Origin of the sequence: Mycolicibacterium pyrenivorans (assembly GCF_025821625.1) — a bacterium.
GTDB classification, from domain to species: domain Bacteria; phylum Actinomycetota; class Actinomycetes; order Mycobacteriales; family Mycobacteriaceae; genus Mycobacterium; species Mycobacterium pyrenivorans.
In genome coordinates, this window is sequence record NZ_JACKSH010000026.1 from 81,800 (window position 1) to 95,679 (window position 13,880).

General features: G+C 69.2%; 14 protein-coding genes. 3 read left to right on the forward strand and 11 right to left on the reverse strand.

Translation table 11 applies throughout. From position 1 onward, the window contains the following. The 10 genes from H7I57_RS04090 to secY form a co-directional block, all read right to left on the reverse strand. On the reverse strand, positions 1–504 hold the full coding sequence (locus H7I57_RS04090) for a MarR family transcriptional regulator (RefSeq protein ID WP_264022023.1): 504 nt from the start codon (positions 502–504) through the stop codon (positions 1–3). After that, the gene (locus H7I57_RS04095; RefSeq protein WP_264022024.1) at positions 426–1,547 is read right to left on the reverse strand and encodes a pyridoxal phosphate-dependent aminotransferase; all 1,122 of its coding nucleotides are present in this window, start codon (positions 1,545–1,547) and stop codon (positions 426–428) included. Before H7I57_RS04095 ends, H7I57_RS04090 begins: the two co-directional genes overlap by 79 nt. Then, positions 1,544–2,578 carry a 3-oxoacyl-ACP synthase III family protein gene (locus tag H7I57_RS04100; RefSeq protein WP_264022025.1) on the reverse strand — a complete coding sequence of 345 codons (1,035 nt, stop codon included), beginning with the start codon at positions 2,576–2,578 and terminating at the stop codon, positions 1,544–1,546. Before H7I57_RS04100 ends, H7I57_RS04095 begins: the two co-directional genes overlap by 4 nt. A gap of 7 nt (positions 2,579–2,585) precedes the next feature. Beyond that, the gene (locus tag H7I57_RS04105; RefSeq protein WP_264022026.1) at positions 2,586–3,266 is read right to left on the reverse strand and encodes an SRPBCC family protein; all 681 of its coding nucleotides are present in this window, start codon (positions 3,264–3,266) and stop codon (positions 2,586–2,588) included. After that, positions 3,244–4,893: a thiamine pyrophosphate-binding protein gene (locus tag H7I57_RS04110; protein ID WP_372510118.1), complete on the reverse strand. Its 1,650-nt coding sequence runs from the start codon at positions 4,891–4,893 to the stop codon at positions 3,244–3,246. The genes H7I57_RS04105 and H7I57_RS04110 overlap by 23 nt, the downstream gene beginning before the upstream one ends. Before the next feature lie 101 nt (positions 4,894–4,994). Beyond that, positions 4,995–5,708, reverse strand: a complete 714-nt coding sequence (locus H7I57_RS04115; protein ID WP_264022113.1) for an anti-sigma factor family protein — start codon at positions 5,706–5,708, stop codon at positions 4,995–4,997. A gap of 2 nt (positions 5,709–5,710) precedes the next feature. Next, the gene (locus H7I57_RS04120) at positions 5,711–6,271 is read right to left on the reverse strand and encodes a sigma-70 family RNA polymerase sigma factor (protein ID WP_264022029.1); all 561 of its coding nucleotides are present in this window, start codon (positions 6,269–6,271) and stop codon (positions 5,711–5,713) included. A gap of 53 nt (positions 6,272–6,324) precedes the next feature. Next, entirely contained in the window at positions 6,325–7,125 is an 801-nt protein-coding gene (gene map, locus H7I57_RS04125; RefSeq protein ID WP_264022030.1) for a type I methionyl aminopeptidase, read from the reverse strand. A gap of 8 nt (positions 7,126–7,133) precedes the next feature. Then, entirely contained in the window at positions 7,134–7,679 is a 546-nt protein-coding gene (locus H7I57_RS04130) for an adenylate kinase (RefSeq protein WP_264022031.1), read from the reverse strand. A 13-nt stretch (positions 7,680–7,692) separates the two neighbouring features. Continuing rightward, positions 7,693–9,030 carry a preprotein translocase subunit SecY gene (gene secY / locus H7I57_RS04135; RefSeq protein ID WP_264022033.1) on the reverse strand — a complete coding sequence of 446 codons (1,338 nt, stop codon included), beginning with the start codon at positions 9,028–9,030 and terminating at the stop codon, positions 7,693–7,695. A 279-nt stretch (positions 9,031–9,309) separates the two neighbouring features. Between secY and H7I57_RS04140 the strand changes: the two genes are divergently transcribed. Genes H7I57_RS04140 through H7I57_RS04150 form a run of 3 tightly spaced genes read left to right on the forward strand, consistent with a single transcriptional unit; the run spans position 9,310 to position 12,070 of the window. Further along, positions 9,310–10,236, forward strand: a complete 927-nt coding sequence (locus H7I57_RS04140) for an SAM-dependent methyltransferase (RefSeq protein ID WP_264022034.1) — start codon at positions 9,310–9,312, stop codon at positions 10,234–10,236. A 12-nt stretch (positions 10,237–10,248) separates the two neighbouring features. Continuing rightward, positions 10,249–11,172, forward strand: a complete 924-nt coding sequence (locus H7I57_RS04145) for a class I SAM-dependent methyltransferase (RefSeq protein WP_264022114.1) — start codon at positions 10,249–10,251, stop codon at positions 11,170–11,172. Next, positions 11,156–12,070 (forward strand): class I SAM-dependent methyltransferase, encoded by a 915-nt coding sequence (locus H7I57_RS04150; RefSeq protein WP_264022035.1) that lies wholly within the window; start codon positions 11,156–11,158, stop codon positions 12,068–12,070. Before H7I57_RS04145 ends, H7I57_RS04150 begins: the two co-directional genes overlap by 17 nt. Here the strand turns inward: H7I57_RS04150 and sppA are convergent. Continuing rightward, on the reverse strand, positions 12,067–13,839 hold the full coding sequence (sppA, locus tag H7I57_RS04155) for a signal peptide peptidase SppA (RefSeq protein WP_264022036.1): 1,773 nt from the start codon (positions 13,837–13,839) through the stop codon (positions 12,067–12,069). The genes H7I57_RS04150 and sppA overlap by 4 nt on opposite strands. Between the last annotated feature and the right edge of the window lie 41 nt (positions 13,840–13,880).

Sequence of the window (13,880 nt, forward strand, 5' to 3'; positions counted from 1 at the left end):
TCAGAAGTCACCGGCACTGTGGCGCAGCGTCTGGATCGCCGCCGCCAGTCGCTGTGACTCGCCCCCGGACATGCCGATGTCGGCGAACACGTCGTTGTTCAGCGTGACGGTCGCGTCCTCGACCGTGGAGCGACCCAGGTCGGTGATCCGCACCAGCGTGGTGCGGCCGTCGGTCGGGTGAGGCAGGCGTTCGACCAGACCGTCGGATTCCAGCCTGCGGATCGCGTGCGTGACGCTGGTGACGTGCACCTGCAGGCGGTCGGACGCCTTCGTGATCGGCAGCGCCCCGGTGCGGCTGAACGCCAGCAGCCGTAGCAGTTCGAAGCGTGAGAAGCTCAGATCATAGGGCCGAAGCGCGGTTTCGACCCGGGCCAGCAGAATCTGGTGTGCGCGCATCACCGAGGTCACCGCGACCATCCCGTCGGCTACGTCGCCCCAGCCAGAACGCTCCCAGTTGGCGCGCGCGACGGCGATCGGGTCGCGCCGGTCCTGTTCGGATGGCACGCCTCTTCATACCGCATCGCCGCGCCGACTGTGCGCACCACCGCCCAAGTGGACGCCCGCGAACCGACGGTGATCCGGACACCCCCGTCGCCGTAGTGTCGAACCAGCAGGCCGGCGCCGCCGAACACCTCGGGCCATGGCATCTCTGCGCCGGGCAGGTAGACGAAGTTGGCGTGCGTGTCGGTGGTGGTGAGGCCCATCGCCCGCAACCGCGTCTGCAGCGCTGCACGTTCCGCCGAGATGATCCGGATTCGTTGCCGCAATTGGTCTTCCGCGGCGTATGACGCGGCAACGGCGACCAGCGCGGCCTGCGGGACCCCGAACGGCAGCTGCATGGTCCACAGCGTGCGTCCCAGTTCGGCGGCGCAGAAGCCGTAACCGACCCGAAGTCCGGCCAGCCCGTAGGCCTTCGAGAACGTGCGCACCACGACGACGTTGCCGAAGCGGTCCACCAGATCCGTCGCGTCGATCCGCTGCCGGGGAGCCAGGAACTCGACGTAGGCCTCGTCCAGCACCACCACGGTGTCGCCGGGGATGCGCGTCAGGAACCGCTCGATGTCGGCGATGCCGTTGATGGTGCCGGTCGGGTTGTGCGGCCGGCACACCACGACCACCCGCGCATCGGTCGCGGCATCGGCCATCGCGTCCAGGTCGTGGCGGCCGTGCGCGTCGAGCGGGACCGTCACCTGCCGCAGGCGTGCCATCTGCGCGACGATCGGGTAGCCGTCGAAGGTGGGCGAGGACATCACGATCGCGTCCCCCGGCGTGGTCACCGCCCGCAGCACCTGCATGATCACGCCGGTCGCCCCCTCCCCGATCACCACCTGTTCGGGATCGACGCCCAGGTGATCGGCGAGGACCGATCTCAGCCGGTGCGGCAGGAACTCCGGGTAGCGGTTCAGCGAATCCAGCGACGCACTCAACGCCGCATGCACCGCGGGCAGCGGCGGGAACGGGCACTCGTTGAGCGACAACGCCAACGGATCAACGGCCTGCGGCAGCGCGGCGACCGTCGCGGTCAGGGTGTCGGAAAAGGCGGTCATCGGCTCCGCCCGCCCCATCGCACCGCGGCCGCTCCGGCGAAGTCACCGGCGTGCGCGAAGGCCCCCATCAGCACGGTGTCACCGACGTTCACCCGACCGTCGGTGATGGCGCGGTCCAGATTGATCGGGATGCCCGCGGCGAACAGGTTTCCGCACTCGTCAAAAGTATCGACATGCCGCTCGGGCGGCAGCTCGAGCGCGTCGCGCCAGTTGCGCAGGAAGACCCGGTTGGGCTGATTGCTGACGAGCAGATCGATATCCCTGGGCCGCATGCCGATTCGGTCGCACACCGCGTAGCACACCTCCGGGACCTGACGATTGCCACGAGCGAGGACCTTGGTGATCTTGCTTTCGGTGAACCCGATGCAGCCCTCCCCCTGGCCGGCCTGCCACCATTTGCGCGGCGGATCGACGGCGATCGTCATGTCGCCGGCGAACTCGCCGTAGGTGCGGCATTCGACGTCGAGGATCGGTGAGGAGTCCGACAGCTCCGCCAGCCCGACGGCGGCGCCGTCGCCGGGCACCGCGGCCTGCGCCCTCGGCCTGATCGTCGGTTGGTCGAAGATCTGTCCTGCCGCGTTCTGCGCCACCGCGATCAGCGCGGTGCGACCCGCCCCCGAGGCGAGCAGCGTGCGGGCCAGCGCAAGCCCCAGCACGAACGCCGCGCAGCCGCCGTTGTGCAGGTCGATCACCCAGTTCGGTTTCATCCCGAGGCGATGCGCGATGGCGCCGCCGCTGCCGTAGAACGGCATGTCGGGCAACTGGGTGTGGGTGATCAGCACATCGGCCCCGCTGACGACGTCCTGGCCGTGGCGTTCGACCAAGCCGGCAGCGGCCCGTTCGACCATGTCCACGGCGGTCTCGTCGGGCGAGACGTGATGGCGGAAGCGCGGGGCGCGGAACATCAAGTTGTCCCGCAGTTCGTCGGAGTCGGCGAACTGCGCGTAGTACTCGGCACTGATCGGCTCACCCGGCAGGTAGGTGGACACGTCGATCAGGCTCACCGGGTTCGGGAACGTCTGGGCGGTCACGGCATTCTCATCTCATCCAGACCGGGGTGACCGGCAGTCCGTTGCGGTGCCGGTACTCGGCGATCGCCTTGAGGTTCTGCAGCTCCAACTGGTGGCCCGGACCGAACATGTCCCAGAAGTCACCCACCCACACCGGCCGCCCCGGCGGCGCGGTCTCCGGATAGGGGTTGCGGTCGTAGAACGGGTGGTGGCAGTTCGTCCACAGCACAACCGATCCCGGTTTGTCGAAGACGACCTGGGCGTCGACGATCCGCATCAGGTAGATCATCCACAGGTGCCTGCCCTGGTCCCACGCGCAGTGATAGTCGACGGTCATCGCGTCCCGGTTCGCGACGGTGCGGGTGTAGATCTCGCTGCCGGGCCCGGTCGGTCCCGCACCCAACCGGTCGTGCGCCAGCCACAGCCCTGGCTGCTCGGTGGGGGTGAAGCCGCGCAGGCTGTAGGTCCACTCCTCGAGGCAGCGTGTGTCCGAGAGGTAGTCGAACAGTTCGCCCGGCGGACAGTCGATGTAGTCGTTGACGGTGCAGTACTGGCCGAACACCTCGTCGTGCGGGTACACCGACCGCATCATCTCCATGATGATCGGTGTGGCTCGCTCCCTGGGTGATGTCTCGATCCGGATGAGCCCGTCGAGGGGTTCGGCACTGCCCCGGTGGGCGGTGATGTCAGTGAGCGCGGGCAGTGACACGAGGCTCCTCCTTCGTGGTGAGAAATGCGGCAAACGGCGGGATTTCGTCGGGCGAGCAGTCGATGGCCACCACCGACGGCCCGTCACAGTCCAGCGCGAGGCGCAGCGCGGCGGGCAACTGGGCGATGTCGGTCACGTCGAGCGCCGCCAGCCCGGGGAACATGGCGGCCAGGCCGGCGCCGAACCGGCTGTGCCCGAACCTGTTGTAGCTGTACCGGTCGCTGGCCCGATGTGCGTAGAACAGCTGCTCGCGGGTCACGCACATGGCGTGGGCATGGTTGTCGAACAGCAGGAAGGTGATCGGCAGCCGGTACTGCACCGCGGTGTGAATCTCCATGCCGTGCATGAGGAATGATCCGTCCCCGGCGATGACGACGGTGCGATGGCCCCGGTGGAATGTCATTCCGATCCCGGCGCCGAAGCTGTGGCCCATGCCGCCCATACCGAGGGCGACCAGGTACCGGCCGTGCCGGCGGGCCGGCAGGTAGTGGATGGCCGCGGCCCCGATGTTGCCCGCGTCGACGACGATGTCGGTGCCGTCGGGCAGTGCGGTGTCGAGCACACCCATGGCGTCGCGGTACCGCACGCCCGCGCCGTGATGCGGTGGCGGCTGCAACTCGGTGCGGGGCACAGGGTCCGGCACCTTCGCGCCGTCGTCGGACATCGCCGCGGCCAGCGATGACAGTGCTCCGCGGAGATCATCGGAGTGGACGTGGGTGCACGGGAGGTGGGGCGGCGCTGATCCGATCGAGTATGTCGGCACCGTGGACAACACGTCGTCGAGGCCGGCGCGGGCCGTCACCGTCATCCTGGTGCCGACCACCAGGCAGATCGCGCTCTGCGCGGCGGCCGCGGTGACGCTCGGATGTCCCATCACACCGCAGACGCCGAGCGCGCTCGCCGAGACGTCGACGGCATCCGGCACGGTGGCCACCCGCGCCTTCAGGGTGCTGCGCAGCCGTTCCAGCTCCGCGCGGGCGTCGTCCCTGGCTACCTGCTCCCCTGCGATGAGAAGAACCGGACCCGCCGCGTTGCGCAGTGCCCCGATCAGCGGTGACAGGCCGGAACCCGTTGTCGGCGATCGCATTACGCGAAAAGGTGACCGGCCCGGGTGGGCGAGGTCGGCCTGCTGGACGTCCTTGGGCAGCAGCAGCACCGCCGGTCCACCTCCGGCGGCCGCGGCGATGGCCTCCGGAAGCGCGGTGAGGATGTCGGCGGCGGTCAGCACCCGGCGGCAGTACACCGACACCGCGGAGAACAGCGCCTCCGCGTCGAGGGCGCCGTTGACACCGCTGGTGTCCTGGAACGCGCCGCGCCCGTCCAGGGTCGTCGGCGCCTGCCCGATGAGCGCCAGTACCGGTACCCGGCTGGCGAGGGACTCTCCCAGGCCGGGCACCGTGTTCAGACAGCCGCCGCCCGACGTCGCGGCGAGCACGCCGAGGCCGGCGCCGCTGCGGCTGTAGCCGTCGGCCATGGCCGCGGCCGAGAATTCGTGTTTGGCCAGCACCGCGGTGATGTCGTCGCGGAGAAAAGCTGCGTCGTAGAGGTCTTCGATGTTGGCGCCGTCCACGCCGAAGATGTGCCCGACCCCGACGGCGGCGAGGTGGCCGACGATGTGATCGACCACGCGGTGCCCGTTGGCGGCGCTGTCCTGCACTGCCTCACCTGCCTTCCGGTTCTTCCCAGTGACACGACCCCCGTCGTGGTTTGGTTCACCGGGATCCCGGTTCACAACTGCTTTTCGAGCAGCACCTTGCCGTCGGGGGACGAAACCATCTGCACGGCAGCGATTTCCTCCACAGGCATGGGGGTGGTGCCGCTGGGCAACGCGGTCGCACCCGACAGGCCGAGCCAGGTCGCGATCTCCGACCGGCTGCCGTCGTGGCCGACCACCACCATGCCGAGGTTCTGCGGCGGTGCGTCACGGCGGCCCCAGTCGCCGTAGCTGCAGGCCATGTCGATGCGGGTGCCCCAGCCGTAGCCGGTCACCGCGATGCTGGCGTTGATCGGGGTGTCCGACACCTTGGTCATCTCGAGCATCTGCGCGCCGGCCTGCTCGCTGGTCCCGGTCTGCAGGCCGATCGTCTCCGGACGGATCACGATGACCAGCCCGACGGCCAGCAGCGCGGCGGCCAACCCGACGGCCGCCGACGTCATCCACCGGGCGCGGCGCCTGCGCCCACTGACCTTGGCGAGCACGGCCTGCAACACCTCCGGACGCAGCGGCGGGTCGGGCTCGTCCCGGTCGAGCTCGTCGAGCGCACTCACCTCGTCGAGGTCGAGCATCGCCAGCAGTCCCGGGATGCCGCCGAGTTCGGCGACCGCCGAGCGGCACCGGGGGCAGCCCGACAGGTGTTCTTCGTACTCGCGGCGTTCGTCGCCGGGCAAGGCTCCAAGGACGTAGGCGGCATCCCATGTCAGGTAGGGGTCGTTGTCGACCATCGTCATCGAGTCACCCCCATCTCCTGTAGTCCGAGTCGTAACGCGCGAACCGCGTAGTGCAACCGGGATTTCACGGTGCCCTCCGGGATCTGGAGGTCGGCCGCGATCTGCCGGGTGGTCAGTCCCTGGTAGTAGGCCCTGCGCACCACCGCACGGTGTTCGTCCGACAACTGCCCGAGCACCGTGCTCAGCAGGATCCGGTCCAGTGCGGTGTCGACCTCGTCGGGGGAGGCACCCTCGGCCACCTGTTCGGGATCCGGAATGCCGGTTTCATGCCGGAACCTGGCGCTTCGACGTTCGTCGATGATCATGTTGCGGGCCACCGTGAACAACCAGGCGCGGGCGGATCGCTCCTCGTCGGCGGTGACGTCAGGATGGCGCCAGGCCCGCAGCAGCGTCTCCTGGACCACGTCCTCGGCGCGCACCCGGTCGCCGGTGAGCCGCAGCGCGTACCGCCACAACGCGGTGGCGTGCTCGTTGTAGAGCACCCGCATCATGGCTGCCTCGGGATCGTCGCCGCGGTTCAATGTCGCCCCTCGTTCACTGATGCCGGCCTCCGCCATGAACACGACGCCGGCGGCAGATCAGTTCAAGCGCCGCGGCTGAGCCGCGCAGATCACCCGGCGGTCAGGATCCGGGGTCCGTCGTCGGTGACGGCGACGGTGTGCTCCCAGTGTGCGGCACGCGACCCGTCGGCGGTCACCACGGTCCATTCGTCGGAGAGCACGATGGTCTTCGTGGTCCCGAGGGTCAGCATCGGTTCGATCGCCAGCACCGAACCCGGCGCCAGGTAGGGCCCGCGCCCGGGGGAACCCTCGTTGGGCAGGAACGGGTCCATGTGCATCTCCCGCCCGATGCCGTGACCGCCGTATCCGGCGACGATGCCGAACTTGCGGTCGAAGCGTTTCTCGGCGGCCCGGGTTCCGCGCTCGATGGCGTGGGAGACGTCGGTGAGGCGGTTGCCGGGCACCATCGCCGCGATGCCGGCCTCCATGGATTCGCGAGTCGCGGCAGACAGTGCCTCGTCGACGGGGATGACCGCACCGACGCCGAAGGTGAACGCCGAGTCGCCGTGCCAGCCGTCGAGGATGGCGCCGCAGTCGATCGACACCAGGTCCCCGGCGCTGAGCTTCTCGGCGGCCGACGGGATGCCGTGCACCACGCGGTCGTTGACCGAGGAACAGATGGAGGCGGGGAAACCGTGGTAGCCGAGGAACGACGGAATACCGCCGCCGTCGCGGATCACCGCTTCGGCAACCGCGTCGAGCTCGAGGGTGGACACGCCGGGGGCGGCGGCGCGCTGCACCGCCGCGAGGGCCGCGGCGACCAGGGCGCCCGCGGCGGCCATCGCGTCGAGTTCGCCGGCGCTGCGTTGCGGGACCACCTTGCGGCCTCGCAGGCCGGGCAGGGAAACCATCACCGGTGCTAGCGGCCGAGCGCCTTCAGCGCCCGGGAGAACACTTCGTCGAGCTCGCCGACGGCGTCGACGGTGGCCAGGGTCTCGCTGTAGTAGTCCAGCAGCGGCGCGGTCTCGTCGCGGTACACCTTGAACCGGTTGCGGATGACGTCCTCGGTGTCGTCGGCGCGGCCCCGGCCCTTGAGCCGGGAGACGAGCTCCTCTTCGGGCACCCGGAACTCCAGCACCGCGTCCAGCGACAGGTCGCGCTTGGCGAGCATCTCGTCGAGCGCCTTGGCCTGCTCGACCGACCGCGGGAAGCCGTCCAGGATGAACCCGTTGACGGCGTCCTCGTCGTTGAGGCGGTCGTCGACCAGAGCGTTGGTCAGCGTGGCCGGAACGAGGTCGCCGGCGTCGAGGTACTTCTTGGCTTCCAGCCCGAGCTCGGTGCCGTTGGTGATGTTGTACCGGAACAGGTCGCCGGTCGAGATCTGCGGGACCCCGAGCTTCTCGGCCAGCTTCTGCGCCTGCGTGCCCTTGCCCGCGCCGGGGGGCCCCAACAACACGATTCTCAACTTAGGAACCCTCTCACTTCAAGAAACCTTCGTAATTGCGCTGCATCAGCTGGCTTTCGATTTGCTTGACGGTGTCCAGGCCGACGCCGACCGCAATGAGGACCGCGGTGCCGCCGAAGGGCAGGTTCTGCACGGCACCGGTGTTGCCGATCTGCAGGAACATGTTCGGCAGGACCGCGATGACACCCAGGTAGATCGAGCCCGGCAGGGTGATCCTGGACAACACGAACCGCAGGTAGTCCGCGGTCGGCTTGCCCGGCCGGATGCCCGGGATGAAGCCGCCGTACTTCTTCATCTCGTCCGCGCGGTCGTCGGGGTTGAACGTGATCGACACGTAGAAGTACGTGAAGAAGATGATCAGACCGAAGTAGATCGCGATGTACACCGGGCTGCTCGGGTCGGTCAGGTACTCGGCGACGAACGTCTGCCACCACCCGGTGTTCGGGGTGGCGCTGCCGCTGCTGATCAGCTGCGTGATCAGGTGCGGGATGTAGATCAGCGATGACGCGAAGATGACCGGGATGACGCCCGCCTGGTTGACCTTGAGCGGCAGGTACGTCGAGGTGCCGCCGTACATCTTGCGGCCCACCATGCGCTTGGCGTACTGCACCGGGATGCGGCGCTGCCCCTGCTCGACGAAGACCACGCCGATGACGATGATCAGCGCCGCGATGCAGACGAACGTGAAGACCATGCCGCCACGGCTGTCGAGGATGTTCTTGCCCTCGCCGGGGATGGCGGAGGCGATGCTGGCGAAGATCAACAGTGACATGCCGTTGCCGACGCCGCGCTCCGTGGCGAGCTCGCCCATCCACATCACCAGCGCCGCGCCCGCGGTCATCACGATGACCATCACGGCCAACGTCGTGATGTTCAGGCCCTCACCCTGGCCCTGGATGATGTCGAGGGTGCAGCCCTGCAGCAGGCCACCGTTGGCGGCCAGCGCCACGATGCTGGTGGCCTGCAGGATCGCCAGCGCGATCGCCAGGTACCTGGTGTACTGCGTCATCTTGGTCTGGCCGGCCTGCCCCTCCTTGCGCAACTGTTCGAAGCGCGGGATGACGACCGTCAGCAGCTGCACGATGATGCTCGCGGTGATGTAGGGCATGATGCCCACCGCGAACACGGACAGCTGCAGCAGGGCGCCACCGGAGAACAGGTTGATCAGCGAGTAGATCTGCCCGGACTCACCCCCGCTGACCTGGGCGATGCACTGCTGGACGTTGGGGTAGTTGACACCGGGAGACGGGATCGACGCACCGACGCGGTACAGGATCACGATGCCCAACGTGAACAGGATCTTCCGTCTCAGGTCTGGTGTTCTGAGCGAAGAGATGAAAGCCGAGAGCACTCTTTCCTCCTGCACGGCCGGGCTACGATCGCGGCGTGCTCATTGGCTGGTGTGACCAGCGGTGTTAGTCAGGTATGGGTCAAGTCGTGCGCGCGACGGCACGAGCAGGTAAACGGCCTGCACAGTCGCGCGTTCAGACAGTCTACGAGACTAACAGTTGCATCTTGCCGCGCCCGAATCCGAATCTCGCCGACAGGGCGGCCGGAGTTTCGGGGCGTACAGTCGGAATCAGCTCGTTAACACACCTAAGTAACACCGATTTCTGCACAGGGGACCGCAGTGGCACGCACCGAGAACGACACATGGGACCTCGCCTCCAGCGTGGGCGCGACCGCGACGATGGTCGCCGCAGCCCGGGCGGTGGCGTCCAGAGCCGAGGACCCCGTGATCGACGATCCGTTCGCCGAACCGCTGGTGCGCGCCGTCGGCATCGACTTCTTCACCCGGCTGGCCGGCGGCGAGTTCACCGCAGCAGACCTCGACGGCGGCCACGACGGCCAGTCCCCGGTCGGGATGGGCCGCTTCGCCGACGGGATGGCCGCGCGCACCCGGTTCTTCGACGACTTCTTCGCCGCCGCCACCGCCGCGGGCATCCGGCAGGCCGTGATCCTGGCGTCCGGGCTGGACGCCAGGGCGTACCGCCTGACGTGGCCGCAGGACATGGTGCTGTTCGAGATCGACCAGCCCGAGGTGATCACGTTCAAGGCGACGACGTTGGCCGGGCTCGGCGCGCACCCCACCACCGAGCTGCGGACCGTCGCCGTCGACCTGCGACAGGATTGGCCCGCCGCGCTCGCCGACGCGGGCTTCGACGCGGCACGGCCGACGGCCTGGATCGCCGAGGGCCTGTTCGGTTACCTGCCCCCCGAAGCGCAGGACCGGCTGCTCGACCAGATCACCGAACTCAGCGCCCCGGGCAGCCGCCTGGCGGCCGAGGGGGTGCCCTCGCACGGGGACGTCGACCAGGAGGAGCTCCGCGAGCGGATGAGGGAATCGTCCAGCCAGTGGCGCAGCCACGGTTTCGACCTGGACTTCTCCGAGCTGATCTTCCTGGGTGAGCGCGCCGAGGTCACCGAATACGTCCAGCGGCAGGGTTGGGCGGTGGCGGCCGCACCGACCAACGATCTGCTGACGCGGTACGGGCTGGTGCCTCTCGACGAGGGCGAAGGGTTCGCCGACGTCGTCTACGTCACCGCCACCAAGTAAGAGACGGCGATGATGGCACGTTCCGAGCGCGACCGCTGGGACCTCGCCTCCAGCGTCGGCGCCACCGCCACGTCGGTGGCGGCGTCTCGTGCCTTCGCCAGCCGTGAGCCCGACCCGTTGATCAGCGATCCGTATGCCGCCACCCTGGTGGAGGCCGTCGGCCTGCCCCACTTCGTCGCGGTCGCCCGCGGTGAGATCGACTTCGGTGACGACCCGCTCTTCGGCGCCGAGCAGATGCGCGAGCACATCGCGGTGCGCACCCGGTACTTCGACGGCTTCTTCGCCGCCGCGGTAGATGCGGGCATCCGGCAGGCGGTGATCCTGGCCTCCGGTCTGGACACCAGGGCCTACCGGCTGCCCTGGCCCGACGGCACTGTGGTGTTCGAGATCGACCAACCCAGCGTCATCGAGTTCAAGACCCGGGTCCTTGCCCAAGCCGGCGCGACGCCTGCCGCCGACCGCCGCACCGTCGGCATCGATCTGCGGGAGAACTGGCCGACAGTCCTGCGGGAGTGCGGTTTCGACACGGCCGCCCCGACGGCGTGGATCGCCGAGGGACTCTTGATCTATCTGCCCCCCGAGGCCCAGGACCGGCTGCTGGCCGACATCACCGCGCTCAGCGCACCTGGCAGCCGGCTGGCCACCGAACACATGGATGCCCAAGCGCTGACCGGGGATTGGGCCAAGGCGATGACCGAGCGCGCACGCAGGCACGGCAGCGACATCGACCTGACCGAGCTGTTCTACAGCGGTCCGCGCAACTCCGCCGCCGACCAACTGCGCGAGCTCGGATGGCAGGTGTCGGTGCTGCCGAACGCGGATGCCTACGCCGCCAACGGTTTCGCGCCGCCGGCCGACCATCTGCGGGCGATGATCGGTGTTTCCGGTTACCTGTCGGCGGAGCTGGGGGGGTGTCCTGATGACCCGCACCGGTGATGATTCGTGGGACCTCGCGTCCAGCGTGGGTGCGACGGCGACGATGGTCGCCGCGGGCCGCGCGATCGCGTCCGCCGACCCGCGGGGGCTGATCGACGATCCGTTCGCCGCACCGCTGGTGCGCGCGGTCGGGCTGGACTTCTTCACCGCCATGCTCGACGGCGACATGGACCTGTCCCGGATACCCGGGGGCGCACCCGAGCGCGTGCAGTCGATGATCGACGCGATGGCGGTGCGCACCAAATTCTTCGACGACCACCTGACGGCCGCGACCGCCATCGGCGTGCGGCAGGTGGTCATCCTGGCCTCCGGACTCGACGCCCGGGCCTACCGGTTGCCGTGGCCCGACGGCACCGTCGTCTACGAGATCGACCAGCCCGACGTGATCGCGTTCAAGTCGCAGACGCTGGCCGACCTCGGCGCCGCACCGACCGCCACCCGGCGGACGGTGGCGATCGATCTGCGCGAGGACTGGCCGGCGGCGTTGCAGGAGGCAGGATTCGACGCCTCCCGACCGACCGCCTGGCTCGTCGAAGGGCTGCTCATCTACCTGCCACCCGAGGCCCAGGATCACCTGTTCGACCTGATCACCCGCCACTCCGCCCCCGGCAGCACGGTGGGCACCGAGTATGCGCCCGGCATCATCGACTTCGACGCCGAGAAGGCTCGCGAGATGACGGCACCGCTGACCGAACAAGGCCTTGACATCGACATGGGCTCGCTGGTGTACGCGGGTCAGCGCAGCCACGTGATGGACTACCTGCGCGAAAGTCGTTGGCAGGTAGACGGTGTTCCCCGCGACGAGTTGTTCGGGCAGTTCGGGCTGCCCGTGCCGGCGGCGGAGGACGACGACGTGCTGGGCGAGATCGTGTACGTCAGCGCGAGGCTGGCGGGCTAGAACCGCCAGCCGCCGAGCCACAGGGCGTTGGTCCCGCTCAGCGACCGCTGCGTGCCGTCGACCGCTCCGGTGACCGCGGCCACCAGCACCGCGCCCACCGCGTCGGGCAGGGACGCGGCGGCAGGCTGCGAAGAAGGTCTGGGCCGCAACATGTCCCGCAGCGAGGAGCCGGGCAGGTTCCTCACCGTGACCTTGTCGTCGGGATCGATCCCGGCGAGCACCTTCGCCCGCCGGACCGCGGTGCGCAGCCCGCCGAGTTCGTCGACCAGGCCGCGCTCGGCGGCGTCGGCCCCCGTCCACACCCGGCCGCGGGCCACCCCCTCGACCTCCTCGACGGTCATGTCGCGACCGTCGGCGACCCGCTGGACGAAGTCGGTGTAGAACAGGTCCGCCTCGGCCACCACCTGGGCATGCTGCTCATCGGTGAACGGAGCGTTGACCGACCACGCGTCGGCGTTGGTGTTGGTGCGCACGCTGTCGGAGCCGACGCCCAAGCGCCCCTTCAGTTCACGCGCCACCAGCTTGCCCGTGACCACGCCGATCGATCCGGTGATGGTGCCGGGGTTGGCGACGATCTCGTCGGCGGCCATCGAGACGTAGTAACCGCCCGACGCCGCGACCGCGCCCATCGACGCGACCACCGGCTTGCCGGCCTCGCGGGCGCGGACGACTTCCCGCCAGACGGTCTCCGACCCCGTCACCGACCCACCGGGACTGTCGACCCGCAGCACGATCGCGGCGACGTCCTCGTCGGCGACCGCCTCGCGCAGCGCCGCGGCGATGGTGTCGCCCCCGGCGCTCGGGGAGCCCAGCGGCGACATCTGACGGCCACGTCCGCTGACGATCGGTCCGGCGAGGGTGACGACCGCGATCGTCTTCCTGCCCTTGAGCCCGGGCACCGACACCGACGGCCCTTTGGCCCTGGCGTAGCGCGCGAGAAACAACCTCGGCGGCGCGTCGTCGCCGTCGGGATCCGCGTCGGAGCCCAGGTCCGAGTCGCTGAGCTGCGCGATCCGCGCGTAGGCCTCGTCGCGGAACCCGATGCGGTCGACCAGCCCCGCGGTCACCGCGTCGTCGCGCAGCAGCGGCGCCTTGTCGGCCAGCGCGTCCAACGCGGTCGCGTCGATGTTGCGCGAGGCCGCCACCGCCTCCCACACCTGGGCATGCAGGCTCTCGAGCAGCCGGCTGTCGGCCTCGCGATGGGAATCGGTGTAGCTGTCCTGGGTGAAAACGTTTGCCGCCGACTTGTATTCACCGCGCGCGATGAACTGCGCCTCGACTCCCGCCTTGGCGAGCGCGTCGCGCAGGAACAGCGCGCTGGTGGCGAACCCGACCAACCCGACGGTGCCCGACGGCTGCATCCACACCTCGCCGAAACCCGAGGCCAGGTAGTACGACAGCGTGCCCGGATAGGTCTCGGCCCAGGCGACGGACGGCTTGGCGGCAGAGAACGCCACGATCGCCTCACGCAGTTCCTGGACCGGGCCGGGCGAGGCGGCCGGGATCTGGATTCGGGCGATCAGACCGGCGACCCGCGGATCCTCGGCGGCACGGTGAACGGCCTCGACGGCCTCCCGCAGCAGCAGCGGCTTACCCGCCCCGTTTATCAGCACCAGCGGGTCGAAGCCACTGGTCTCCTGGGGCACCGACTGCAGATCCAGTTCGAGGATGCAGCCGTTCGGAACGCCGTGGTGGCGGGCGGTGTCGACCCTGCGGGCGAGCGCCCGGATGTCGTCGGTGCCGGGGACGCCGGGGAGGAAGGAGAACATGCGATTCAGCCTACCGACGCCGCGGGGTGCGGCTTCCGGCG

What these genes read in the sequence shown, in the direction of transcription:
- H7I57_RS04120 (WP_264022029.1), bottom strand. Translation starts at nt 6,271, where the DNA reads ATGGCGGAGGCCGGCATCAGTGAACGAGGGGCGACATTGAACCGCGGC.
- H7I57_RS04095 (WP_264022024.1), bottom strand. Translation starts at nt 1,547, where the DNA reads ATGACCGCCTTTTCCGACACCCTGACCGCGACGGTCGCCGCGCTGCCG.
- H7I57_RS04115 (WP_264022113.1), bottom strand. Translation starts at nt 5,708, where the DNA reads ATGGTCGACAACGACCCCTACCTGACATGGGATGCCGCCTACGTCCTT.
- H7I57_RS04145 (WP_264022114.1), top strand. Translation starts at nt 10,249, where the DNA reads ATGGCACGTTCCGAGCGCGACCGCTGGGACCTCGCCTCCAGCGTCGGC.
- sppA (WP_264022036.1), bottom strand. Translation starts at nt 13,839, where the DNA reads ATGTTCTCCTTCCTCCCCGGCGTCCCCGGCACCGACGACATCCGGGCG.
- H7I57_RS04150 (WP_264022035.1), top strand. Translation starts at nt 11,156, where the DNA reads ATGACCCGCACCGGTGATGATTCGTGGGACCTCGCGTCCAGCGTGGGT.
- map (WP_264022030.1), bottom strand. Translation starts at nt 7,125, where the DNA reads ATGGTTTCCCTGCCCGGCCTGCGAGGCCGCAAGGTGGTCCCGCAACGC.